This is a genomic window from Curtobacterium sp. SGAir0471 (assembly GCF_005490985.1).
Classification (GTDB): Bacteria; Actinomycetota; Actinomycetes; order Actinomycetales; family Microbacteriaceae; genus Curtobacterium.
In genome coordinates this window covers 1,003,592-1,027,690 of sequence record NZ_CP027869.1, presented here as the reverse complement: position 1 = coordinate 1,027,690, position 24,099 = coordinate 1,003,592, and the positions used below count along the sequence as shown (strand labels likewise).

Sequence of the window (24,099 nt, the reverse complement as noted above, 5' to 3'; positions counted from 1 at the left end):
CAGGGCAAGGTCGGGTGGGACAGGAGCGTCAGGGCATGGTCGCGGGGTGCGCGACCGAGAGCGCGGTGCCGGCGAGGTCGTCGGGCACCTCCACGGTGCTCCTGATGCCCCGGGCCACGGTGTGCGCGGTGTCGGACAGTCGGGAACGCAGGACGACCTGGGGTCCGCGGCCGTCCGCCGAGGACTCGGCGCAGGCGAGCCACGCGGCGGCGAACCGGCCACCGGGGGCACAGTCGGCACGGACGCCGTACCGGGGTGAGCCGTCGGGCAGCACGTCGTCCAGCACGACCGCGGTGGACGGCGGTGCCGCGGGTGCGGGCAGACCGGACCGGGCGAGGGCGGCGAACGCCTCCCCCGCGGGCTTCAGCCGTCCGTCGTTGGTGAACAGCCCGAGGTCGTACTCGAGCTCGGGGAAGTCCGCGAGCGTCCGGGAGACGTCGTGCGAGCACCACCAGGTCACCCCGAGCAGGTCCTGGGCGCCGGCGACGTGCCGGATGGTCCGCTCGGTGAACGCCGCGGCGTCGGCCGGGTCGACGACGTTCGTCGGCGCGCCGACCTCCTGCAGCCAGTTCGGCCGAGCGGGCGCACGGTTCCAGGCCGCGGCGAGCTGGAGCAGGTACTCCCCGTGCCGCACCGACCCGGCGCCGAGTGCACCGTGCAGGGCCGCGGCCCCGTTGAACACCCACGAGTGCGTGACCGTGGCGTCACCGTGGTCCGCCGCATGCTCGGGACCGAACGGCTGCGCGTCGTCGTACCAGGCCGCGTCGTACTGCGCGACGGTGACCAGCGGGGTCGGACGCGACCCGGCACCGGTGGCGACCGTCTGGGCGGAGGTACTGCGTGCCTCCCGGCCGGCCGACAGTCCACGCCGGGCGGCCGCGACCATCGCCGCCGCCCATGCGTGTCCTTGCGCCGCCGTGGTGTCGTGCGGAGCGGGGTGCGGTGCGTGCGCGAACTGGTTGACCTCGTTGCCGATCGAGATGCCGAGCAGGTTGGGCTTGTCGGCGACCGCCGCGGCGAGCGCCTCGACGTAGGCCGCCGTCGAGGCGACCACCTCCGGGTCGGTGAACATGTTCCGCCGGTGCCAGCTGTCGAGCCACGACGGCACGAAGTCGAAGCTCGACAGGTGCCCTTGCAGCGCGTCGACGTTGACGTCGAGACCGAACGACCCGGCGATGTCGACCACGGTCGCGACGTCGTCGAGGGCGGCCCGCCGGATGAGCGTCCGGTTCGGCTGGACGACCGGCCACAGTGGGAAGACCCGCACGTGGTCGGCACCGAGCGACGCGATCTGCTCCATGTCGCGCGCGGTGTCCGACGGCGAGAAGTCGAGCCACGAGTGGAACCAGCCGACCGACGGGGTGTGGTTGACACCGAAGCGCATCAGCCCTTCACCCCGCCCTCTTCGACGCCCTTGAAGAAGAAGCGCTGCAGGACGGCGAAGATCACGGCGATCGGGATGAACGCGATCATCGTGCCGGCCGCGATCATCCGTTGGTCGGTGGCGAACGTGCCCTGCAGGTACTGCAGCCCGACCGTCAGGGTGAGGTTCTCCGGCGACTGCAGGACGATGAGCGGCCAGAGGAAGTCGTCCCACGCGCCGATGAAGGAGAAGATCGCGATGACGGCTATGGTGCCCTGCACGGCGGGCAGCGAGATGTAGCGAAGCCGCTGTACCGCGTTCGCACCGTCGACGACCGCCGCCTGGTCGATCTCCTCGGGGATCTGCCGGAAGGCGTTGAACATGAGCAGGACGTTGAGCGCGGCGATCATGCCGGGCAGTGCGACACCGACCAGGTTGTCGGCGAGGCCGAGGTCCTTGATCGTCACGAACTGGCTGATGATCGTCGCCTCGCCCGGCAGCACCAGGGTGGCGAGGAACAGCCCGAGCACGACCTTGCGGAAGCGCCACTGCAGGCGGGCGAGGGCGAACCCGGCGAGGGTCGCGAACACGATGTTGCCGAACACGTCGATCGCCGCGACGAGCAGCGAATTGCCGATGTACCGCCACACCGGGATGGCCGCCGCGACCTTGAGGTAGTTCTCGATGGTCGGCTCGGTCGGGATGAACGACGGGTTCGCGGTGTAGATGTCCTCGCCGGCGCCCTTGAGCGACGTGGACAGCTGCCAGAGGAACGGGCCGATCGTGATGAAGAGGACCACGACGAGCAGGACGTACCGGACGACCTTCTCGCGGGTGGACATGACGCCCCAGACGCGGCGGCGGCGCTTGCGTCCGTCCCGTCCGTCTCGTCCGTCCCGTCCGTTCGGCCGGGAGGCCCGTCCGGCGTCCGTCGCGCCGGTCACGTCCGGTGTGGGTGCGGCGACGCCGGCGGCGCCCCCGATGACCGGTTCGGTGGTGTCGGTCGTGTTCGTCACTTGTCCGCCTTGCTGTTCATGCGCGCCAGGGCGAGCATCGGCACCAGCGTCACCACGAAGAGCAGCAGGCTGAGCGCGGACGCGTAGCCGAGGTTGCCGGTGAAGCCGCGGGCGTACTGCTGGATGAGCATGACGAGTGAGTTGTCCTGCCCGCCGGGTCCGCCGGTGCCGTTGGTGAGGATGTAGAGCTCGCTGAACACGCGAAGCGCGCTGACGCACACCAGGATCCCGACGAGTGTCATGGTGCCGCGCACGCCCGGCATGGTGACCGACCAGAACCGACGAACCGCTCCGGCGCCGTCGAGCGCCGCGGCCTCGTGCAGGTCCTTCCCGACGTTCCCGAGCGCAGCGAGGAAGATGATCATGTAGTACCCGAGGCCCTTCCAGACCGTCAGGCTGATCGCGCTGAAGAGCAGCAGCCACCGGTCGGTGAGGAACGGGACGGCGCCCTGCACGATGCCGAGCGCCTGCGCCATCTCGTTGACGACGCCGCGGTCGTCGAGGATCCACGTCCAGATGAGTCCGACGACCACCGCGCTGGCGATCACCGGCGTGTAGTACGCGGTGCGGAAGAACGCGATGCCGGGGAGCTTCTGCTGCACGAGCACGGCGATGAGCAGCGGGCCGATGGTGAGCAGCGGCAGGCAGACCGCCATGTAGATGACGCTGTTGAGGAGCGCCTCCCACACCTGCGGGTCGCCGAGCAGCGTCTGGAAGTTCCGGACGCCGACCCACTGGCTCACGCCCCCGAGCGGGCTGGCGTTCGTGAACGACAACCGGACGGTGTTGATCGACGGCCAGAGGCTGAACGCGAGGAGCCAGACGAGTGCCGGCAGGACGAGCAGCCAGGGCGTGAACCAGCGGTTGGCGCGCATCAGCCGTTGGCCAAGAGCGAGTTCATCTTGTCCTGCGCGGTCTGCAGGGCCTTCTCCGGCGAGACCTGCCCCTTCATGGCGAGGGCGATCTGCTGGTCGAGGAAGTCCGTCATCGCGGAGTTCGCCTCCACCGGGTTGAGGACCTTCGCCTCCTTGAGCGCCTCGTTCGCGAGCACGCGGGCCTTGCCGTTCACGGTGCCGTCGTCCTTCGAGAAGTACGGGTCGGACTGCGACGAGACGGTCGACGGGAAGATGTTCACCTGGTGGGCGAACGCCTCCTGGTTCTCCGCGTTCGTCATGTACTGCGCGAACGCCTCGGCGGTGGCGAGGTGCTTCGACTTGCTGGACACCGACAGGCCCTGCACGTAGAGCGGCGGGGTGTCCAGCGCCGGGCTGACCGTGACCTTGCCCTTCAGGGAGGGGTTGTTCTTCTCGAAGTCGGCGAGGCTCGTGGCGCCACCGGTGGTCCAGGCGACCTTGCCCTGCGTGAAGAGCGTGGAGTTGCCGAGGTAGTCGCTGTTCAGGACGTTCGAGGGCATGTAGCCGTCCTGGTAGGCGGTCTTGTAGCGGTCGATCAGGTCGGCGGCCTTCGACGAGTCGGCGAAGGTGAACTCCGTGCCGTCGGCGTTGAGCACCTTCACGCCGGCGAGGGTGAAGTCGCCGAGGCCGGGCTTCCGGCTCATCAGGTAGTCGTCGGGGCAGTTCTCGTGCATGGTCTTCGCCTGCGTGAACAGCTCGTCGGTGGTCTTCGGCGGGTCGTTCGCGTCGAGCCCGCACTTCGCGAACATGTCGCTGTTCCAGTAGTCGACGTCGGTGTTGAGGTACCAGGGGTAGCCGTAGGTGCCGTCGAGTCCCTTGTACTTGTACGAGTCGAGCGCGCCGGCGACGTACGTCTTCGCGAGCCCGCTGTCGTCCTTCGACACGTCCTGCAGGAACCCGCGCTTCGCGAGCGGCAGGGCGATGTCCGGCGGCAGGTTGATCACGTCGGGCAGCGAGTTCGACGACGCCTGGCTGAGCACCTTGTCCGCGTAGCCGTCGCCCGGCTGGTCCTGCAGCTTCACCTTCGCGTCCGGGTGCTCCTTCTCGAAGCCGTCGATGACGCCCTGCAGGTAGTCCGTGTAGGTCGGCGTGAGCGCCCAGGTCTGCAGGGTGATGGTGCCCTCGACCTTGCCGTTCCCCCCGCCGGTCGCGCCGCTGCTGCCGCTCGAGCAGCCGGTCAGGACGAGGGCGGTGGCAGCTGCGGTCGCGAGCAGCGCTGCCGCGCGGCCCCTCGTCGGTCGTGGTGTGGTCCTCATGGCGTTGTGACTCCTTCGTCATCCTGCTCAAGCGGTTCAGCTGACGTGTGCTGCAACCGGGGTTGCGTGCCACTGTGCTGGACTAAAGCGTTATAGTCAACCCCGTGCAACCACACCGTCGGACGACCATCGCCGACATCGCCGCACGCGCCGGGGTCTCCATCAGCGCGGTGTCGTTCGCGCTCAACGACCGACCGGGGGTCTCCCCCGAGACCCGTCGACGGATCCAGGAGATCGCCCGCGAGCTCGACTGGCAACCGCACACCGCGGCACGCGCCCTCGGCGGCGCCCGGGCGGGCTCGATCGGGTTCGTGCTGAACCGACCGGCACGGACCCTCGGCACGGAGTCGTTCTTCGGTGACCTGATCTCCGGCATCCAGCTCGGCCTCGCAGGCACGCACGTCGGCATGACCCTGCTCGTGGCGCGCGATGCCGAGGAGGAACTGCAGACCTACCGGGACTGGTGGCGCGGGCACCGGGTCGACGGCGTCGTCGTGATCGACCCGCGTCGGCACGACGACCGACTGTCCCTGCTCGCCGAGCTCGGGATGCCGGCCGTCATCGTCGGGTCCCACCCGTCACCGGAGGGAACGGCACCGAGCGTCTGGATCGACGACTCCGACGCCACGGAGACCGTCCTGCGCTACCTGCACGCGCTCGGTCACCGGCGGCTCGCCCACGTGGCCGGGCCACCCGAGTTCGAGCACACGGCGATGCGCACCGCCCGCGTCCGGACCTTCACCGAGGCCGAGGGGCTCGAGCAGCCGATCACCGTCCCGACGGACTACTCCGCCGAGGCCGGCGCCCGCGCGACACGGACGCTCCTGTCGGGGCCCGACCGGCCGACCGCGATCGTGTACGACAACGACGTGCTGGCCGTCGCGGGCCTCGGCGTCGCGAGCGAGATGGGCGTCGCGGTCCCCGGCGCGGTGTCGCTGGTGTCGTTCGACGACTCGGCGATGGTCCGGTTGGTGCGGCCGACGATCACGTCCCTGACCCGCGACACCGTCGAGCTCGGGCAGCGCGCGGCCGTGCTCCTGCGCGAGCAGATCGACGTCGGCGCGGTGCTGCCGTCACGCCCCGGACCCGCACTGACGCTCAGCGTGCGCGACTCCACCGGGCGAGTCTCGACACGCCCACCGCGGGGCCGCCGGGCGCACTGACTGCACGCCGGACTTGACGACGGTTCGAACACACGTTCGAATAGCGCCGTGGGACGGCGTCGCGAGAACCGGTGGCAGCCCCCGGAACACCCGGAGGTCGAACGCCCGCGCGCGTACTCCCTGTCCGAGGACGCCCGCGGGCCCGACGTCTGCCACGCCGTCACACCCGCCCCCGTGTGGGCCTGGGTCCAGTTCCCCACGTTCCACATCCGCGTGAAGGGCTTCGCGAAGAGCTGGACCCGTGACGCCGTGCTCGTCGAGTGGGCGCAGTTCGGTCAGCAGGCCGATGCCTGGGTCTGGCGGTCCGCCGTGAAGCACCGCACGCTGCGGGCCGACCGCGCAGATCGGCATCCGGGGAACGCACCGCATTGACTTCCAGCCCGATCCCGAGGATCGTTCCCCACACGCCGGTTCGACGAACTACTCGATCATCGAGAAGTTCGCCTGCCACGACCCGAAGACACGACCCGATGGAAGGAGGCACGATGAAGAAGAACGAGGTGCCGTCCTGGGTCGCCCACGTGCTCACCCCGCCGGAGGTCATCGCGGCCTACGTCGAGCGTCGGGTCAACGACCCGGCCCTGTTGTCGGGTGTGCAGACCGAACCCACGTACGCAGACTTCCTGCGCGCCGAGTAGGCGGCCGGCCGGGAGGCACGACGGACGTCCCCGACGTCAGGGAACCTGCCCCGCGCCTCCCGTCCGACCCGCATCCGGTCGCGCGCGACCGCGTCGCGCCGACAGGGTGACCCCGATGCTCGCGACGCTCACGCACGCGAGGGCGACGACCTCCTGCGTCGCCAGCCCCTCGTGCAGGACCACCAGGCCCGCGAGGGCCGCGATCGCCGGACCGAGGCTCTGCAGCACCCCGAACACCCGCGTCGGCATCCGACGGAGGGCGAGCATCTCGAGGGCGTAGGGCAGCACGGTCGACAGCAGGGCGACGCCCGCGAACACGAGCAGCAGCGACGGGTCCTGCGCCACGCCCGCGACCGCCGGACGCAGCCCGGTCGGCAGGGACACGAGCATCGCGACGACCATCGACACCGCGAGCCCGTCGACCCCGGGGATCGCCGCGCCGACGCGTCGGTTCATGACGATGTAGCCCGCCCAGCACGCGGCGGCGGCGATCGCGGCGACGACGCCCCCGACGGCGGTGACCGCGGCCGGACCGACACCGAGCAGGACGACCCCGGCGAGCGCGAGAGCCGCCCAGGTCACGTCCCGCCAGCGGCGGGTGTGCGCGAGCGACAGGGCGAGCGGCCCGAGGAACTCGATCGTCACGGCGACCCCGATCGGGATGCTGGCGAAGGCCACGTAGATGAAGACGTTCATCCCGCCGAGCGCCAGGCCGAGCAGCACCGCGGCCGTCCACTGCGCACGGGTCCAGTGCCGGACGCGCGGGCGGACGACGAGCACGAGGACGAGCGCGCCGATGACGAGCCGGAGCGCGGCGGCGCCGACGGACCCGACCTCGTCGAAGCGGGTCTTCGCGAGCGCGGCGCCGATCTGCACGGAGAGCATCGCGGTGAGCGCCAGGAGCGGCGCGGGGACCCGGGTCACGATGTGGTCGCCACGTGCGCTCGTCGTCAGCCGAGGTAGGCGAGCACGGCGAGGACACGGCGGTGGTCCTCGCCGGTGTCCTCGAGGGCGAGCTTGCCGAAGATGCTCGACACGTGCTTCTCGACCGCACCGGTGCCGATCACGAGCGCGCGGGCGATCGCGGCGTTCGTGCGGCCCTCGGCCATCAGCCCGAGGACCTCGCGCTCGCGGGGCGTCAGGGCGGCGAGCGGGTCCCGACGACGGCCCATCAGCTGCGTGACGACCTCGGGGTCGAGCACGGTGCCGCCGGCGGCGATGCGGCGGACGGCGTCGTCGATCTCCTCGAGCCGGGTCACGCGGTCCTTGAGCAGGTACCCGATGCCCGTCGCCCCGGCGGCCAGGACGTCCTCGGCGTACGTGGCCTCGACGTACTGCGACAGCAGCAGGACCCCGGTGCAGGGTGCGACGCGGCGGGTCTCGACGGCGGCGCGGACGCCCTCGTCGGTGAAGGTCGGCGGCATCCGGACGTCCATCACGACCACGTCCGGGGCGTGGTGCGGCAGCGTGGCGAGGAACGAGTCGGCGTCGGCGTACTGGCCGACGACGTCGATGCCGGCCTCGTCGAGCACGCGGGCGAGCCCCTCGCGCAGGAGCACGGCGTCGTCGACGACGACGGCCCGGATGCGTGCTGCACCCGGGCCGTCGCTCATGCCGACCAGCCTAGTGGGAGCGGTCGCGCCGGACGGGGCGTCCGACCGCTCCCGGTGTCGTCACCCGCGGGCGACGGGGACGCCGTTCAGGGCGCCGAGCGGGATCCGGGCGGTGGCCTCGGTCGGCCCGCCCTCGGGGCTGTTCACGACGAGTTCGCCGTCCAGGGCACGCATGCGGCCCATCAGGCCCTCGATGCCGTGGCCCTCCTGCGGTCGTGCGCCGCCGCGGCCGTCGTCGGTGACGCTGACCGTCAGGTACCAGAGTCCCGAGGCGTCGACGATGAGGCCGAGGTACACGCCGGCCGTCGAGGCACCGGCGTGCTTCGTGGTGTTCGTCAGCAGCTCGCTCACGGTGAAGTACACGTTGCGCTGGATCTCGGTCGCGAGCTCGAGTCCCTCGGGCAGGCGGACGTCGAGCCCGACGGGGATCGGCGTGCGGGCGACCAGGGCCTCGAGCGCGGCGACGAGACCGCGGTCGAGCAGGATCGGCGGTGCGAAGCCCCGGGACAGGGCCCGCAGTTCGTCGAGGGCGTCCTGGGCGTGCTCGGTCGCCTCGCCGATCAGCTGCTTCGCCTTCTCCGGGTCGCGGTCGAGGGCGCGTTCGGCGGCCGCGAGGTCCATCCGCAGGCGCACGAGGCGCTGCTGCGGGCCGTCGTGCAGGTCGCGCTCGATCTGGCGGAGCGCCTGGCCCTCGGCGGTCACGGCACCGGCACGGGATGCCTGCAGCCCGGCGACGCGCTGCTCGAGCTGCTCGGCACGGAAGCCGCCGAGCAGGCCGAGGTCGATCCAGTAGTGCGCGAGGACGGCACCGCGCGCCCAGAGCGGCAGGAGCGCCACCGACGCGGCCATCGACAGCAGGCCGAGGAGTCCGATCGCGAGCAGTGCGCCGCTGTCGGAACTGGGCAGGTACATGCCGCCCACGCCGAGGAAGCCCCACGCGACCGCGACGACGAACGGCCAGGCGAACCCGGCGAGGAGCACGACGCCGGCACCCACGGTCACCAGGGACGCGAGCGGGTAGACCACGGCGGCGTGCAGCAGGTACAGCCAGTAGTGCGGGTTCGCCACCGCGGACCCGGTGCGCGTCCACCAGTTCTGCTGCCACCGGGGCGTCCAGTCCACGGGGCGGATCGGCCGGGGGTCGGCCCACCCGATGCGGAGCTTCTCGAACTGGCCGAGCCACCGCGCCACGAACAGCGCGATGAAGAACATGAGGAGCACGAACGGGTTGAACAGGTCCCGCAGACCCCGTCCGAACAGCGCCGCGGGGAACGCCGCGTAGAGCGTGCAGAGGAGCACGGCCGTCAGCGCCATGTACCCGAAGTCGCGCGGCAGGCGGCGCCAGGCCTCGCGGTAGAACCGGCCGGCGGTCATGCCGGAGCCCGTGCCGCCGCTCGTCGGCGCGCCCGCCGCGGGCGCGCCCGTCGCCGGTGCGCCCGGCGTCGGCGTGGCGCTCCAGCCCGACGACGCCCCTGACGGGCCGGAGGCGGGCGTGCGGGGCTGCTCGGGCATCGGCTTCGTGGCTCCCTGGGGCACGGCACCGTCGAGCGGGACGGTCTGTGCGCGATCGGCGGCGTGGTCGTCCAGCGGGACGGTCTGGGCCTGGTCGAGGCGGTCGGTGTCGGTCATGGGTCCAGCCTCTCGGAGCCCGTCCCCGCGTCCCATCCTGCCGTCTCCCGGATCGGGGGTGGGGTTGTCCCCACCCCCGATCGCCCTCCACAGTTCCTCCGGCGCTGTCCCGAAGGCGACCCCGGAGGTGACACGGTGGCCTCGTGGATGCGCTCGCCTGCCTGCTCGACACGGTCGGACTCGATGTCCGGGACGGCCGCGCGATCGTCTCCGCGACGCCGGACTGGACCCTCGACCTCGGGCCCAGCGACGGGTACGTGTGGGTCGCATCGCGGGCGACGACCGTGTGGGTGTGGTCAGGGCCCGACCACGAGGTGGTCCGCGCCGGCAGCGCCCTGCTCGTGCGCGCCGCGGCCCCGATCGCGATCGGCACGAGCCCGGACCGCCACGAGCCACCCGACGGCTCGCCGACCGACCCCTTCGACGCGACGGGCGTCCACCTCGGCACCGCACGCTTCGGCACCCTCGCTGCGGAGGCACTCGACCTGCCGGACGTCCTGCGCACCCGGCCCCGCGACGCGCTGTCGGACGACGTGCTCCGCACCCTCGGGCACCTCGACTCCCTGACCGCTGCCCGTCGAGCGTCCGCGCACCGCGACGCACTGGCGCGCACGATCGTGCTGACGGTGCTGCGCGACGAGCAGCCGCCGTTTCTCGCGGACGGCAGCATCGCGCGGTGCATCGACACGTTGTTCGCGGCCGAGCCGAGTCGGACGACCGGCGACGTCGTGTCGGCGACGATGCGGTGCTCTCGTCGTACGGCCGAGCGTCGGTTCCGCGAGAGCACGGGCCGGACCCCGGACGAGCTCCGACGCTGGTACCGCTCGCTACAGGTCAGACAGGCGCTCCTCGACGGCGCGGACGAGCACGAGGTCGCGCACCGTTTCGCCTTCGCCGGTGTCGGGTCGCTCCGCCGAGCACTCGCCCGCGCACGCCCGCCGATCACGGCGGATGCGCTCGATCCCCTCGCGTCGTGACGATCCCGGTGCGCGCGAGCCGACAGTCGTGCACCGAGATCGTCACGGAGGGCACCGAACCCGACGGACGAACGCGAGCATGCATGCCACGGCGGGTTCGGTGCCGCGCGGCCGCGCCGTCGATCGCCCGACACGCCCAGCCACCCGGAACACCACGACGGGTTCGGTGCCGCGCGGCCGCGCCGTCAATCGCCCGCCACGCCCAGCCACCCGGAACACCACGGCGGCGGACCGACACGGGCGGCGGACCAACACGGGCGGCGGATCAGCACGATCACTCCGTGCCGTGACGATCCCGGTGCTCGGACATCGGGATCCGTGCACCGCGATCGTCACGGCGGGAACCGAGATCTGCCTCGGCCTCCGCGATGGGACGGCATCTCCGGAGCTCCCGCCGGGCACCGGAAGACCGACGGGAGGGGTACGAGCAGCGACGGTCGCCGGCGCCGGTCGACGGTCGACAACGACAGCCGCTCGGCGTACGGTGTTTCACATGCAGAGTCGCACTCAGGAAGGTCTCGCCGTGGGCGGCGCAGTGCTCGCAGCCCTGCTCCCCGCACTCGCCGGAGCGTCGCGCGCGCTGCCGGTCTCACCGGTGGACGTCTCCGTACGGGCGCTGGTGGTCGGCGCCGCGGTGTCCGGGGTCGCCGCGCTGGTCGTGCTGGGGCTGGGGGTCCGATGGCGCGCCCCCGTGCGGTCGGCCGTCGCCCTGTCGGCACTCGCCCTCGCGGTGTCGTGGTTCGTCCCCGGGGTGTTCGTCGTCGTGCTCGTGGCGGTCGCCCAGGCTGCGCTGCTCGCCGCGGGCGTCCTGGCCCGTCGAGCACACCGCCCTGGACAGGAGCGGCCGGGCCAGGAGCGGTCGGAGCAGGCACCGTCGGCACACCGGGCTCTCGGGCTGGTCCTGGCCGCGCTCGCCGCGCTGTGGTTCGTCGCCCTGCTCGCCACGTCCAGTGTGCCGCTCGGAACGGACTCGCAGGCCGTGCTCCTCACCTGGTTCGCTGCGCCGAACGCGTTCCAGGCGGCCGCCTACCTCGTCGCGGTCGTCCTGGTCGCGCGGCCGGTCTGGACGGGGATCGGCCGCGGCGTCCGGCACCTCCGCGAGACGGCCGAGGTGCGCTGAGACGGGACCGCGCCGCGCGACCTGCGCCCGAGCGCGTGCCGTCCCGGTCAGACCAGGGCGGCGGCGACCTCCGGCGTCTCCTCGGGCACCGACCACGGACGGTGCGTCATGCCGCTGTCACCGCGGAACGAGACCGCCCGGCCGGAGTCGTCGCGCGTGTAGGTGATCCGCTCGTCCACCGAGCCGAAGCGGTTGCCCGCGGCCATCACGAGCGTGTCCTCGTCGACGACCCGGAGGCGCACCGGCGACTCGGTCGGCACCGGCTGCGTCGGATCGATCGCGAGCAGCCGGGCCCCGACCCGAGCGACGTCGGTGATGCCCTCGAAGGTCGTGAACCGTCCCGTGTACCGGCTGGTGTCGACGCCCTCGGGCAGCTCGGGACCGGGAGCCTGCTCGTCGGCCGCGGCGTCGAGCAGGTGCACGATGCCCGTGGCGAGCATGCCCGCGGGACCGGTCGCACTGCTCGTCAGGACGGACACGACGAGCGACGACGCCGGGTCGAACACCGTCTGGGTGATCTGGCCGGGGAAGCCGCCGGAGTGGCCGCGCACCTCGCGCCCGCCGATCCGGTCGACGATGAACCCCGCACCGTAGCCGCGCGCTGCCGGGTCGGTGTCCAGCGCGCTCCAGGCCTTCCGCTGCGCCAGGCGCTTCGCGTGGTCGGACAGCAACGAGCCCCGGCCGGGCACGTGCGCCGAGAAGTACCGGACGAGGTCGGACGCGGTGCCGTGGAACCCCGTCGCCGCGGCGAGGGCCCCGGTCGTGACGTGTGGGACGCGCTGGCGGGTGCGGGCGGCGTGCAGACTCGTGTAGCCGACGACGAACTCGCCCTCGCGGGCCGGGTCGAACTCCGGCCCGGTCCCCGTCAGGCCGAGCGGCTCGACGATCGCGCTCCGGACGTGCTCGGCGTAGGTCGTGCCGGTTACGGCCTCGATCACGAGTCCGAGCAGGCCGTAGCCGAGGTTCGAGTAGTTGAAGGCCGAGCCGACGGGTACCTTCGCGCCACCCTCGACCACGAGCGCGACGAGCTGGTCGGCGTCCGGGAACGGGTGGTCGAGCGCCCAGTGGTCGCCGTCGGCACCGTCGCGGACGACCCCGGCCCCCATCTCCATCAGCTCGCGGACGGTCGCGTCGGCGATCGGCGACCCGGCCTCGACCAGGGCGGGGACGAACGACCCGACGGTGTCGTCGAGCCGCAGCGCCCCGGCGTCGGCGAGCTGCAGCAGCGCGGTCGCGGTGAACGTCTTCGAGTGCGACGCGATCCGGAACAGGTCCGTGGTCGTCAGGCGGCGCCCGGCCTCGACGTCGGCGTACCCCCACGCCTCGGAGAACAGCACCTCGTCCTCGAAGCCGATCGCGACCTGCACGCCCGGGAGCCGGAGCTGCCACACCTTGTAGTCGATCCACTCACGGACGTAGGGCAGGACGGACTCGTACGCGGCGCGCTTCTCCATGCCGACCAGCCTGGCATGTGCCACGCTCGTCGCATGCGGCACACACCCCACTTCCTCATGACCGACGTCGACGAGGTGCGACGCCTGATCGACGGGCACCCGTGGGCCACGATCGTGTCGCACACCGCCGCGGGGCTCGTCGCCTCGCACTACCCGTTCCTGCTCGAGGCACCCGGGCCGGACGACGACCCCGACCAGATCGTCCTCGTGTCGCACGTCGGCCGGCCGGACGAGGTCGCACACGAGCTCGGGCAGCACGAGGTCCTCGTGGTGTTCCAGGGTCCGCACGGGTACGTCTCCCCAGCCTGGTACCCGCCGGAGCAGTTCGTCCCGACCTGGAACCACGTGACGGCGCACTGCTGGGGGACGCCGGAGATCCTGTCCGACGACGAGAACTTCCGCGTGCTCGGCGAGCTGGTCGACCACTTCGAGCGGGTCATGCAGGAGCCCGTGTCCCTCGAGGTCGACGAGGACACGGCACGGCGCATGGCGAAGGGCACCGTCGGCATCCGCATCCGGGTCGCCCGGTTCGACGCCCGCGCCAAGCTCTCGCAGAACAAGGCCCCCGAGGTCGTCGAGCGGATCGTCGCGGGGCTCCGCGGCGACGGCCCCTACGCGTCGCCGGCGCTCGCCGACGCCGTCGAGCGCGCGCAGGTGGCCCGCACGGTCGGTCGGGAGGCATCGTGACCGACCTCCTGCTCCGCACCGTCCGCCGGGTGGGCACCTCCGGCGCTCCGTGCGACGTCCGCGTCGTCGGCGGCCGCATCGAGGCGGTCGCCCCCGCCGGCACCCTGGACCCGGCCCCGGGCGCCGACGCCGACGTCGACGTCGTCGAGACCGACGGCGCGTGGCTGGGTCCCGGGCTCGTCGACCACCACGTGCACTTCGACCAGTGGGCCCTCGTCCGCCGACGCGTCGACGTCTCCGCCTGCACGTCGGCGGAGGCGACCGCCGACGCGCTCGCCGCGGTCGCGCGCACCGGGGTGGCGGACCTGGTGCTCGTCGGTCACGGCTACCGCGACGGCACCTGGCCCCGCCCTGCACGACGCGAGCTGCTCGACGGGGCCGCACCGGGCCTCCCGGTCGTCGTCATCAGCGCCGACCTGCACGCCGTCTGGTGCAACGCCCTCGCGCTCGCCCACTGCTCGGCGCTCCTCGGACGGCCGCTCGACGCCGGCGACGACGGGGTGCTGCGCGAGCAGGACGCCTTCGACGTGACCGCGGTGCTGTCGCGGGTGCCGGACGACGTGCTCGACGGCTGGGTGGCCGAGGCGGTCGACGCGGCGGCGGCCCGCGGTGTGACCCGCGTCGTCGACCTCGAGATGGTCTTCGGCCTCGACCGCTGGACCCGGCGGGTGCACGCTGGGACCGACGGCCTGCGGGTCGACTCCGGCGTGTACCCGGGCGAGCTCGACGTGGCGATCGCCCGTGGCCTGCGCACCGGCGACGTCGTGGACGGCACCCGCGGGCTGGTCCGGATGGGCCCGTTCAAGGTGATCACCGACGGCTCGCTCGGTACGCGCACCGCCGCGATGACGTCGGGTGAGGGCGTGCTCGCGTACCCGTTCGCGGACCTCGTGGCGATGGTCCGGCGCGCGGTCGACGCCGGGCTCGTACCGGCCGTGCACGCGATCGGCGACCGGGCGAACACCCTGGCGCTCGACGTGTTCGAGGCCGTCGGTGCCCGGGGCAGCATCGAGCACGCGCAGCTGCTCGTCGACACCGACGTCGACCGGTTCGCCCGGCTCGGCGTCGCGGCGTCGGTGCAGCCCGAGCACGCGATGGACGACCGGGACATCGCCGACCGGTACTGGGCGGACGTGACCGACCGGGCCTTCCCGTTCGGGTCGCTGCACCGGGCCGGGGCGGAGCTCCGGCTCGGGTCGGACGCGCCCGTGGCACCGCTCGATCCGTGGGTGTCGATGGCGGCGGCGGTCGGGCGGGACCGCGACGGCCGCGCGCCGTGGCAACCTGCGGAACGGTTGTCCGCGCTCACCGCGTGGCGCGGATCGACCGAGGGCGGCCGGGTCGGGGTGGCCGTCGGGGACGTCGCCGACCTGGTGCTGCTCGCCGCGGACCCGCTGGCGGTCGCCGACTCGGCAGCGCTGCGGCACACCGAGGTGCTCGGGACCGCGATCGCGGGGCGGTTCACCCACCGCGACCTGTAGCGGACGCCCCTACTTCTGGTCCTTCGGACACCAGTAGAGCTTGCGCCCGGCCATGTCCGCCATCCGGATCTCGGTGCCGCAGACGCGGCAGGGCTCCCCCTGGCGGTGGTACACCCAGTGCCGGTCCTTCCGCGAACGGAGTGCCTTGGCGTGGTCGGCCTCGGACAGGTCGTCCATCGTGAGCATGAGACCGTCACGGACCCCGGCGTGCAGCAGCTTCGACCAGTCCTGCCACAGCGCCTTCGCCTGCTTCACCGTGATCTTCTTGCCGGGCTTGTACGGGTCGATCCGCTGGCGGAAGAGCAGCTCGGCGCGGTAGATGTTCCCGATGCCCGCGACCACGGCCTGGTCCATGAGCAGCTGCCCGATCGCGACGTTGCGCTTCCGGACGTTGTCGACGAAGGTCTGCTCGGCCTCCGGGCCGTCGTCGTTGATCGGGTCCGGTCCGAGCTTGTCGAGGGCACGCTGCACCCCGGCCGGGTCCTCGACCACGCAGGCGGTCGGTCCGCGGAGGTCGGCAACCGTGTCCTCGGTCAGGATGCGCACGCGCACCTGGCCGACGGGGTCCGGCGGGAAGGACTCGATCGGGTCCTCGGCCTTCTCCTGCTCGGCCATCCGGTAGCGGGCGAGTCGCGGTGCCCCGATGGACGACAGGGACTCCTCGCCGTCGCCGTCCTCGGACAGCGCCTCGGCGGACGAGATCACGCCCGCGAAGTCCCACGCACCGTAGAGCCCGAGGTGGACGCGGAGGAACAGGTCGTCCTCGAACTCGAGGAACATCTGCTTCGCCACGGCCCGCGCGGCGACCATGCGCTTGCCGTCGAGCCGGGCGGCTCCGGCGGCGAAGCGACCCTGCGGGCTGGAGACCTCGCACCGCTTGCCGACGAAGTGCCGGGAGAACTGGTTCGCGATGCGGTGGACGGAGTGACCCTCTGGCATCGGTCCTGTCTACCCGGCCTACTCGTCGATCTGCCGACCGGCGATGTGCCCCGTCGTCTCGTACTCGGCGAGCTGCGCGATGCGGCGTGCGTGGCGCTCCTCGCCCGAGAACGGCTCGGCGATGAACAGGTCGACGAAGTGGATCGCCTCGTCCTCGGTGTGCTGGCGCGCACCGATCGAGATGACGTTCGCGTCGTTGTGCTGACGCGCCAGGAGCGCGGTCGACTCGTTCCAGACCAGCGCGGCGCGGATGCCCTCGACCTTGTTCGCGGCGATCTGCTCGCCGTTGCCCGAGCCACCGAAGACGACACCGAGCGCCTGGACGCCCGCGCGCTGGTCCTGCACGACCGCGTGTGCCGCGTTGATGCAGAACGAGGGGTAGTCGTCGAGCGCGTCGTACTCGGTCGGACCGTGGTCGACGACCTCGTGCCCCGCCTCGGTGAGGTGCTGGGCGAGGGTCTTGGTGAACTCGAGGCCGGCGTGGTCCGTTCCGAGGTGGATGCGCATGGCTCCGATCCTATTCCCGGCCCCGCGCGGCCCGGACCACCACCACGACGTACCGCACGGGCTCCGTGCCCGGGTTCCGGTAGACGACGTCGGCCGGTTCGCCGAGCTCGATGCGGTCGCCCGCGCCGAGGCGCGTCGGCTCCCCGCCGACGACGACCTCGAGCACGCCGTCGACCACCCAGATGCAGTGCCGCAGGAACGCGTAGGCGGACGCCGGGTAGGCCACCTGCTCACCGGCCGGGAGGCGCACCTCGGTCACGTCCGCGGGGAAGTCCGCACTCGAGACCGGACGCCGGCGGTACCCGGTCTCGGGATCGGTCCAGGAGTCGGCGGTCGCGCCGCGCTGGACACCCCTGGCCTGGTCGGGATCGGTCGCCCTGGGCACGTCGTGCTCGAGTGCCTCGTCGAGGAGCTGCGAGATCGTCAGGCCGAAGGCGCCGGACAGCCGCCCGAGGATCGTCGCCGTCGGGCTCGACACCCCGCGCTCGACACGGTTGATCATGGCGCGGGAGACGCCGGACTCCTCGGCGAGCTCGGTCAGGCTCCACTTGCGTTCGGTCCGCAGTCGCTGCAACCGCTCCCCCAGGCGGCGCTGGTCGGCGTCGTCCGGGTGCTCGACTCCGGGTTCCACTGCCGCCGCGCTGTCGTCTACGATCTGAGACATGGCGACAGCATATGCGACGGATGAGGCGTCCCCGGTCACGGTCCGGGACTGCGAGCCGCGCGACCTGGACGTCGTCCACGCCCTGCACGTCGACGCCGTGCTGCACTCGACCGCGATCTGGCAGGAGGAGCCGCACCCGCGGGAGTACTTCGATGCCTGGCTCGCCGAGCGCCGTGCGGCGGGGCTGCCCGTGCTGGTCGCCGAGGTGGACGGCACCGTCGCCGGCTACGTCACCTACAGCGCCTTCCGGCCGCACCAGGGCTACCGCCACACGGTCGAGCACAGCGTGTACGTCGTGCCGGCGTTCCGCGGCCGGGGCATCGCGACGGTCCTGATGGACGCGCTCGTCGCACACGCACGTGCTGCGGGCGTGCACGTCGTGATGGCGGGGATCTGCTCGTCGAACACCGGCTCGATCGCGCTGCACGAGCGGCTCGGATTCACCACCGTCGGGGTGCTGCCCGAGGTCGGCCGGAAGTTCGACCGCTGGCTGGACCTGACGCTGATGCGGTTGCCGCTGTCCTGACGCGGCACGTGTCGGTCTGGAGGCGCAGGGCGGGCCCGCCCCGCGCCTCCAGACCGTCCACGGTCGCGTCGAGGACGCGGGCCGGGCTACGCGACCGTGTCGAAGATCGGGCCGACCGTGCGCGAGCGCTTGAGCTCGAAGAAGCCGGGGTACTTGGCGACCGCGACGACGCCGTCCCACAGGTCGAGCGCCTCCTGGCCCTTCGGGGCCGGGGAGATGACGGGGCCGAAGAACGCGGTGCCCTCGACCGCGATGACCGGGGTACCGACGTCCTGGCCGACCCGGTCGATGCCGTCCTGGTGGCTCGCGCGGACGGCCTGGTCGACCTCGTCGGTCCAGGCGTACTCGAGCAGGTCCTCGTCGAGGTCGAGCTCGCGGAGCACGGCGGGGACGACCTGGTCGGGGTCGGACTCCTGGCGGTGGTGGACGTGCTCGCCGAGCGCGTCGTACAGCGGCTTGACGATCTCCTGGCCGTGGCGGAGCAGCGCGGCGGTGACGATGCGCGGGTAGACCTGCCCCTTGTGGATGCGCTCCCGGTACTCGTCCGGGATGTCCTGGTCCTCGTTGAGGACGAACAGGCTCATCACCCGCCAGGTCACGTCGATCGGGCGCTGGCGCTCGACCTCGCCGACCCAGCGGCTCGTCATCCAGGCCCACGGGCAGTTCGGGTCGAACCAGAACTCCACGGCGGTGCGGGCGGTCTCGGTGTTGTCCACAGTCGTCTCGGTCACGCTGCGAGCGTACGCGCGCTCGCTAGGCTGATCCCATCGTCCCGACGGCGCACGACGCCTGCCGGGAACCCCCTCACCGCGGACATCGATCGTCCGCGCCGCAAGCGAAGTTGGAGCGTCCGTGCCCGGAGAGAACCTCACCAGAACCGAAGCCCAGGAACGCGCCGCGATCGTCGACGTGCAGACGTACGACGTCGAGCTGGACCTGACCCGCGGGGCCGAGACCTTCGGCAGCACCACGCGCGTCCGGTTCACCGCGACGGCCGGTGCCTCGACCTTCATCGACGCGATCACGAAGACCGTGCACTCGATCACGCTGAACGGCACGGCGCTCGACGTCGCCGCGGTGAACGACGGCGTGCGGATCCAGCTCGACGACCTGCAGGAGCAGAACGAGCTCGTCGTCGTCGCCGACGCGATGTACACGAACACGGGCGAGGGCCTGCACCGCTTCGTCGACCCGGTCGACGACGAGGTCTACCTGTACTCGCAGTTCGAGGTCCCGGACTCGCGCCGCATGTTCGCCGTGTTCGAGCAGCCCGACCTCAAGGCCGAGTTCACCTTCACCGTCACGGCGCCGGCCCGCTGGCAGGTCGTCTCGAACTCCCCGACGCCCGAGCCGCACGTCGACGGCGAGGTCGCCACCTGGTCGTTCACCCCGACCGCGAAGATCTCGAGCTACATCACCGCGCTCGTCGCCGGCCCGTACGAGGTCGTGCGCGACGAGCTCACGAGCCGCGACGGTCGGACCATCCCGCTCGGCGTGTTCGCACGCCGCTCGCTCGCCGAGTACCTCGACCCCGAGTACGTGTTCGAGACGACGAAGAAGGGCTTCGCCTACTACGAGGAGAAGTTCGACGTCCCGTACCCGTTCGAGAAGTACGACCAGCTCTTCGTGCCGGAGTTCAACGCCGGCGCGATGGAGAACGCGGGCTGCGTCACCTTCACCGAGACCTACGTCTTCCGGTCGAAGGTGACCGACGCCATCAAGGAGCGCCGGGTCGTCACGATCCTCCACGAGCTCGCACACATGTGGTTCGGCGACCTCGTCACCATGAAGTGGTGGAACGACCTGTGGCTGAACGAGTCGTTCGCCGAGTGGGCGTCGACCATCGCCACGGCCGAGGCCACCGAGTGGACCGAGGCCTGGACCACGTTCCAGGCGATGGAGAAGTCCTGGGCCTACCGCCAGGACCAGCTCCCCTCGACGCACCCGATCGTCGCGACGATCAACGACCTCGAGGACGTGCAGGTCAACTTCGACGGCATCACGTACGCCAAGGGCGGGTCCGTCCTGAAGCAGCTCGTGGCGTGGGTCGGCATCGACGCGTTCTTCGCGGGCGTCTCGCAGTACTTCAAGAAGCACCACCACGGCAACACCGAGCTCCGCGACCTGCTCGTCGAGCTCGAGGCGACCAGCGGCCGCGACCTGTCCGAGTGGTCGGGGCTGTGGCTCGAGACCGCCGGCGTCAACACGTTGCGTCCCGAGATCGAGGTCGACGAGTCCGGTGTGATCAACTCGTTCGCCGTGCTGCAGGAGGCCCCCGCCGACCACCCGACGCTCCGCCCGCACCGCCTGGCGATCGGCGTCTACGGGTTCGCGACGGACGAGTCGGCGCCGTTCGGGGCGGACACCGCCTCGGCCGGCGGCAAGCTCGAGCGCACGCACCGCGTCGAGATCGACGTCGACGGCGCCCGCACCGAGGTCCCCGAGCTCGTCGGCGTGCACCGCGGCGACCTCGTGCTCCTGAACGACGACGACCTGGCGTACGCCAAGATCCGTCTCGACGAGCAGTCCCGGCGCACCGCGATCGAGCACCTCGCCGCGATCGCGAACCCGCTGGCCCGCTCGATCGTCTGGGGTGCGATGTGGGACGCAACGCGCGACGCCGAGTCGCCCGCGAGCGACTACGTCCGCCTGGTGCTCGGCAACATCGCGACCGAGACCGAGTCGACGACGATCCGCACCACGCTCTCGCAGCTGCTGCTGACCGCCCGCAGCTACGTCGCGCCGGCCAAGGTCGACGCGACGGTCCGCACCGTCGGCGACACGCTCTGGCAGCTGGCGTCCTCGGCCGAGGCCGGGTCCGACGCCCAGTTCCAGTTCGTGAAGTTCTTCGCGCAGATCGCCTCGACGCCGGAGCACGTGGCGACGCTGCAGGGCCTGCGCGACGGTTCCGTCACGCTGCAGGGCCTGGAGATCGACACGGACCTGCGCTGGGAGCTGCTCGAGGGCCTCGTGCTCGCCGGTGCCGCCGGTGACGCCGAGGTCGACGCCGAGCTCGCGGCGGACAAGACCGCGTCCGGTGAGCAGGCCGCCGCTCGTGCGCGTGCGACGATCCCGACCGCCGAGGGCAAGCTCGCGGCGTTCTCGTCGCTCGTGGACTCGTCCGAGGCACCGAACGCCATCGTCCGGCAGACGACCGTCGGCTTCCAGCACACGAACAGCCCGGTCGTGCTCGAGGGGCTCGTGTCGAAGTACTTCGACGTGCTGACGCGGATCTGGGCCGAGCGGAGCTACCACATGGCCGACACCATCGTCACGGGCCTGTACCCGGCGCCGCTCGCGTCGGTCGAGCTCCGCGACGCCGCGAACGCGTGGCTCGAGGCGCACCCGGAGACGCCCGCGCTCCGTCGCATCGTCACCGAGAACCTCGCGGGCACCGAGCGTGCGCTGCGGGTGCAGGCGGCCGACGCCTGATCTCGGTCGGACGACCACGCAGGGGCGGGGCCTCGGTGATCCTCAAGGGTCACCGAGGCCCCGCCCTCTAGCATCGTTCGGATCATGAACTCGGCAGCGAACACGACCGACGACGTCTCGAAGTGGGCGTCCAATGCCTTCACCCAGTTCGTCGACACCTGGCACATCCCGATCACGATCGTCATCACGATCATCGCCGCCATCATCCTGCGGCTGATCCTGCGTCGCGTGATCAAGGGTGTCGTCGACCAGGTGGTGACCGGGGCGAAGCGTCGCCAGAACGTCGACGACACCCAGGCGCTCATCGCGTCCCCGGTGCAGACCGCCCGCGTGGTGCAGCGGACGCGGACGCTCGGCAGCGTGCTCGAGAACCTGGCGACCGTGGTCGTCGCCATCATCGCACTGGCCGTCATCATCTCCACGTCGTTCCCCACGGCCGCGGTCGGCATCGTCGGTGGCGCCTCCGTCGTCGCCGCGGGTCTCGCCGTCGGCGCGCAGAGCATCGTGAAGGACCTGCTGTCCGGCATCTTCATGATCCTCGAGGACCAGGCGGGCGTCGGGGACGTCGTCGACACCGGCCCGGCCACGGGCGTCGTCGAGAACGTCGGCCTGCGCGTCATGCAGATCCGCGACGTGAACGGCATCCTCTGGTTCGTGCCGAACGGGCAGATCCTGCGCGTCGGCAACCTGTCCCAGGGCTGGTCGCGGGTCCTCGTCGACATCACGGTGCCCTACGACACGGACATCGACGCGGTGCAGGACGCGCTGCTCCGTGCCGCCGTCACGATGTCGCAGGAGCCCCGTTGGCGCCAGCGCATCGTCGAGAAGCCGGAGATCTGGGGGCTGCAGTCCATCACCGACACCGGGATGGTGTTCCGCCTGGTGGTGAAGACGCGGGCCTCGGAGCTCGACGTCGTCGGGCGGGAGATGCGCGTGCGGCTGAAGCGTGCCGTCGACGAGCTCGGGGTCACGCTGCCCGCGATGGCGATGATCATGCCCGAGGGGTGGGAGAACGCCACGTCGATCAACGGCCTCCGCACCGTGCGGACGCAGCCGACCCCGGCGCCCACGAAGTCCCGTGGCGGGAAGCGTGGGAACCTGTTCGGACGGGCGATCCGAACGGATGACACGGGCCGCGACCAGGAGCCCGGGAAGGACCACCAGTGACCGACCTCACCCCGCCTGCCCGCCCGGGCACGCCCGCGCAGCCGATCACGCTCCGGGTCGGTGTCGGCGGCGCCGCTGCCACCGGGTCGCTGTACGAACGGATCGGCGGCGCACCGACCTTCGATCGGCTCGTCCGACGCTTCTACGAGGGCGTGCAGCAGGACGAGGTCATCTGGCCGATGTACCCGGCGGACGACCTCGAGGGTGCGATCTGGCGGCTGTCGGCGTTCCTGCAGCAGTACTGGGGCGGCCCGGGGACCTACAGCGAGGAGCGTGGGCACCCCCGATTGCGCATGCGCCACAACCCGTTCCGCATCACCTCCGAGGCCCGGGAGCGCTGGCTGCACCACATGCACGAGGCCGTCGAGTCCCTGGACCTGGCGCCCCTCGACGAGGCCGAGCTCTGGGCGTACCTCGACCGCGCGGCCCACGCGATGACGAACACGTTCGACTGACGGACGGGAGGCGCGTGGCGGGGCCGATACGAGCCTCCCGTCCGCCGTCCGCCGTCCGCCGCCTGCCGTCTTTCGTCCGTCGTCGGTCGTCTCCCGCCTGCCCGCCCGCCGGCCGCCAGCCGCCTGCCCGTTCGCCGCCGGCCGCCTGCCGCCTGCCGCCTGCCGCCTGCCGCCTGCCGCCTGCCGCGTGCCGCCTGCCGCCTGTCACCTGCCGCCTGCCGGACTACTGGACGGGCGAACCGGCCGCCAGGTCCTCGACCAGGGACGGCCGGGTCGGGCCCCAGCCGAAGGCGGCGCGCGCGTGCGCGCCGGACGCCTCCTGGTGCAGCAACAGCGCGTCCGCGAAGGCGCGGCCGAGTCGCTCGCGACTGTCGACCACGCTCTCTGCGACGACGGGCGACCCGTGGGCGCCCGCCTCGGCGATCTCGCGGACCGTGGGGTTGTCGCCCGTCGCAGCGACGACGTAGCCGTCCTGCTCGCCGCGCTCCAGGGCGAGGACGTACAGCTCGGCCAGGTCGTCGACGTGCACCGTCGTCCACCGTTGCGACCCGTCTCCGACCAGCCGGACCTCGTGCTCCCCGTCCCCGACGAACATCATCGGGATGCCCGCGCCACGGCCGTACACGATGCCCGGGGCGATGATGGTGGTCCGGGCCGCACTCGCGCGGACCCGCGCCTCGATCGGCGCGCGCCACGCGGTGAGCTCCGGCGGGGAGACGGGCGACTGCTCCGAGATGTCGGTCGAGTCACCGAACGTGAAGATGCCGCCGGTGTGCACGAAGGGCTTCGGGGTGCCGGAGAAGGCCTGGGTCACCGTCGCTGTGAAGTCCGGGTCGACGGCCTCCGCCGAGGCGGTGTGCACGACGGCATCGCTCTCGTGTGCCAGGCGTCGGACCAGGTCCGTGTCGGTCACGTCGCCGACGACTGCGTCGCCTCCGGCCGCACGCACCGCCTGGGCCTTCTCGACGGAACGGACGACCGCCGTGACCCGGTGCCCGTGGGCGACGAGTGCGCGGAGGACTGAGGACCCGATGTACCCGGATGCGCCGGTGAGCAAGACGTTCATGGTGCAACCCAACCACGCCGGTCACGGTGCCG

The 24,099-nt window shown here is 71.8% G+C and carries 24 protein-coding genes; 11 read left to right on the top strand and 13 right to left on the bottom strand.

Features of this window, described 5'->3' with window-relative positions:
- Positions 1-28 precede the first annotated feature (28 nt).
- From C1N91_RS04770 to C1N91_RS04755, 4 genes are read right to left on the bottom strand one after another with little or no spacing between them, the layout of a single operon-like run.
- Positions 29-1,384, bottom strand: coding sequence for a glycoside hydrolase 5 family protein (locus C1N91_RS04770; protein WP_137766820.1), 1,356 nt, complete (start codon positions 1,382-1,384; stop codon positions 29-31).
- A complete protein-coding gene (locus tag C1N91_RS04765; RefSeq protein WP_137766819.1) occupies positions 1,384-2,379 on the bottom strand; it encodes a carbohydrate ABC transporter permease in 996 nt (331 codons plus the stop codon). The genes C1N91_RS04770 and C1N91_RS04765 overlap by 1 nt, the downstream gene beginning before the upstream one ends.
- Positions 2,376-3,254, bottom strand: a complete 879-nt coding sequence (locus tag C1N91_RS04760) for a carbohydrate ABC transporter permease (RefSeq protein WP_137766818.1) — start codon at positions 3,252-3,254, stop codon at positions 2,376-2,378. The genes C1N91_RS04765 and C1N91_RS04760 overlap by 4 nt, the downstream gene beginning before the upstream one ends.
- Entirely contained in the window at positions 3,254-4,549 is a 1,296-nt protein-coding gene (locus C1N91_RS04755; protein ID WP_137766817.1) for an ABC transporter substrate-binding protein, read from the bottom strand. The genes C1N91_RS04760 and C1N91_RS04755 overlap by 1 nt, the downstream gene beginning before the upstream one ends.
- A 104-nt stretch (positions 4,550-4,653) precedes the next feature.
- On the opposite strand from C1N91_RS04755, the gene C1N91_RS04750 reads away from it, so the two are divergent.
- The 3 genes from C1N91_RS04750 to C1N91_RS16605 all read left to right on the top strand — a co-directional run bounded on the left by C1N91_RS04750 (position 4,654) and on the right by C1N91_RS16605 (position 6,350).
- The gene (locus C1N91_RS04750; protein WP_137766816.1) at positions 4,654-5,712 is read left to right on the top strand and encodes a LacI family DNA-binding transcriptional regulator; all 1,059 of its coding nucleotides are present in this window, start codon (positions 4,654-4,656) and stop codon (positions 5,710-5,712) included.
- 48 nt (positions 5,713-5,760) lie between these two features.
- On the top strand, positions 5,761-6,084 hold the full coding sequence (locus tag C1N91_RS04745; RefSeq protein WP_137766815.1) for a hypothetical protein: 324 nt from the start codon (positions 5,761-5,763) through the stop codon (positions 6,082-6,084).
- Positions 6,085-6,197: 113 nt separating this feature from the next.
- Positions 6,198-6,350: a hypothetical protein gene (locus C1N91_RS16605; RefSeq protein ID WP_175415911.1), complete on the top strand. Its 153-nt coding sequence runs from the start codon at positions 6,198-6,200 to the stop codon at positions 6,348-6,350.
- Positions 6,351-6,386: 36 nt separating this feature from the next.
- Here the strand turns inward: C1N91_RS16605 and C1N91_RS04740 are convergent, their stop codons facing one another.
- Genes C1N91_RS04740 through C1N91_RS04730 form a run of 3 tightly spaced genes read right to left on the bottom strand, consistent with a single transcriptional unit; the run spans position 6,387 to position 9,592 of the window.
- The gene (locus C1N91_RS04740) at positions 6,387-7,274 is read right to left on the bottom strand and encodes an EamA family transporter (protein ID WP_137766814.1); all 888 of its coding nucleotides are present in this window, start codon (positions 7,272-7,274) and stop codon (positions 6,387-6,389) included.
- A 26-nt stretch (positions 7,275-7,300) separates the two neighbouring features.
- Positions 7,301-7,963: a response regulator transcription factor gene (locus tag C1N91_RS04735; protein WP_137766813.1), complete on the bottom strand. Its 663-nt coding sequence runs from the start codon at positions 7,961-7,963 to the stop codon at positions 7,301-7,303.
- Positions 7,964-8,023: 60 nt separating this feature from the next.
- Complete coding sequence (locus C1N91_RS04730; RefSeq protein ID WP_137766812.1) at positions 8,024-9,592, bottom strand: sensor histidine kinase; 1,569 nt, start codon at positions 9,590-9,592, stop codon at positions 8,024-8,026.
- A gap of 143 nt (positions 9,593-9,735) precedes the next feature.
- Here C1N91_RS04730 and C1N91_RS04725 point away from each other — a divergent pair, with 143 nt between their 5' ends.
- Positions 9,736-10,569 carry a helix-turn-helix domain-containing protein gene (locus C1N91_RS04725; RefSeq protein ID WP_137766811.1) on the top strand — a complete coding sequence of 278 codons (834 nt, stop codon included), beginning with the start codon at positions 9,736-9,738 and terminating at the stop codon, positions 10,567-10,569.
- Positions 10,570-11,062: 493 nt separating this feature from the next.
- Entirely contained in the window at positions 11,063-11,689 is a 627-nt protein-coding gene (locus C1N91_RS04720) for a hypothetical protein (RefSeq protein WP_137766810.1), read from the top strand.
- A gap of 47 nt (positions 11,690-11,736) precedes the next feature.
- Here C1N91_RS04720 and C1N91_RS04715 read toward each other — a convergent pair whose 3' ends face one another.
- Positions 11,737-13,143, bottom strand: coding sequence for a serine hydrolase domain-containing protein (locus C1N91_RS04715; protein ID WP_137766809.1), 1,407 nt, complete (start codon positions 13,141-13,143; stop codon positions 11,737-11,739).
- A gap of 33 nt (positions 13,144-13,176) precedes the next feature.
- On the opposite strand from C1N91_RS04715, the gene C1N91_RS04710 reads away from it, so the two are divergent.
- Both C1N91_RS04710 and C1N91_RS04705 read left to right on the top strand, forming a co-directional pair.
- Positions 13,177-13,830 (top strand): FMN-binding negative transcriptional regulator, encoded by a 654-nt coding sequence (locus C1N91_RS04710; RefSeq protein WP_137766808.1) that lies wholly within the window; start codon positions 13,177-13,179, stop codon positions 13,828-13,830.
- Positions 13,827-15,311: an amidohydrolase gene (locus tag C1N91_RS04705; RefSeq protein ID WP_137766807.1), complete on the top strand. Its 1,485-nt coding sequence runs from the start codon at positions 13,827-13,829 to the stop codon at positions 15,309-15,311. Before C1N91_RS04710 ends, C1N91_RS04705 begins: the two co-directional genes overlap by 4 nt.
- Positions 15,312-15,320: 9 nt before the next feature.
- Here C1N91_RS04705 and C1N91_RS04700 read toward each other — a convergent pair whose 3' ends face one another.
- The 3 genes from C1N91_RS04700 to C1N91_RS04690 are packed head-to-tail and all read right to left on the bottom strand — an operon-like array spanning position 15,321 to position 17,421.
- Positions 15,321-16,250 (bottom strand): Fpg/Nei family DNA glycosylase, encoded by a 930-nt coding sequence (locus C1N91_RS04700; protein WP_137766806.1) that lies wholly within the window; start codon positions 16,248-16,250, stop codon positions 15,321-15,323.
- A gap of 18 nt (positions 16,251-16,268) precedes the next feature.
- Positions 16,269-16,757, bottom strand: coding sequence for a ribose-5-phosphate isomerase (locus tag C1N91_RS04695; protein WP_137766805.1), 489 nt, complete (start codon positions 16,755-16,757; stop codon positions 16,269-16,271).
- Positions 16,758-16,767: 10 nt separating this feature from the next.
- On the bottom strand, positions 16,768-17,421 hold the full coding sequence (locus tag C1N91_RS04690; protein WP_137766804.1) for a helix-turn-helix domain-containing protein: 654 nt from the start codon (positions 17,419-17,421) through the stop codon (positions 16,768-16,770).
- Between C1N91_RS04690 and C1N91_RS04685 the strand changes: the two genes are divergently transcribed.
- Positions 17,420-17,947, top strand: coding sequence for a GNAT family N-acetyltransferase (locus C1N91_RS04685; protein ID WP_137766803.1), 528 nt, complete (start codon positions 17,420-17,422; stop codon positions 17,945-17,947). The genes C1N91_RS04690 and C1N91_RS04685 overlap by 2 nt on opposite strands.
- Positions 17,948-18,033: 86 nt before the next feature.
- Here C1N91_RS04685 and C1N91_RS04680 read toward each other — a convergent pair whose 3' ends face one another.
- Entirely contained in the window at positions 18,034-18,678 is a 645-nt protein-coding gene (locus C1N91_RS04680; RefSeq protein WP_394587295.1) for a mycothiol-dependent nitroreductase Rv2466c family protein, read from the bottom strand.
- A 121-nt stretch (positions 18,679-18,799) separates the two neighbouring features.
- Between C1N91_RS04680 and pepN the strand changes: the two genes are divergently transcribed.
- The 3 genes from pepN to C1N91_RS04665 all read left to right on the top strand — a co-directional run bounded on the left by pepN (position 18,800) and on the right by C1N91_RS04665 (position 23,001).
- On the top strand, positions 18,800-21,379 hold the full coding sequence (pepN, locus tag C1N91_RS04675) for an aminopeptidase N (RefSeq protein WP_137766802.1): 2,580 nt from the start codon (positions 18,800-18,802) through the stop codon (positions 21,377-21,379).
- 84 nt (positions 21,380-21,463) lie between these two features.
- Positions 21,464-22,546 carry a mechanosensitive ion channel family protein gene (locus C1N91_RS04670; RefSeq protein ID WP_137766801.1) on the top strand — a complete coding sequence of 361 codons (1,083 nt, stop codon included), beginning with the start codon at positions 21,464-21,466 and terminating at the stop codon, positions 22,544-22,546.
- Positions 22,543-23,001 carry a globin gene (locus tag C1N91_RS04665; RefSeq protein ID WP_368074217.1) on the top strand — a complete coding sequence of 153 codons (459 nt, stop codon included), beginning with the start codon at positions 22,543-22,545 and terminating at the stop codon, positions 22,999-23,001. Before C1N91_RS04670 ends, C1N91_RS04665 begins: the two co-directional genes overlap by 4 nt.
- A gap of 223 nt (positions 23,002-23,224) precedes the next feature.
- Here C1N91_RS04665 and C1N91_RS04655 read toward each other — a convergent pair whose 3' ends face one another.
- On the bottom strand, positions 23,225-24,067 hold the full coding sequence (locus C1N91_RS04655; protein ID WP_137766800.1) for an NAD-dependent epimerase/dehydratase family protein: 843 nt from the start codon (positions 24,065-24,067) through the stop codon (positions 23,225-23,227).
- Between the last annotated feature and the right edge of the window lie 32 nt (positions 24,068-24,099).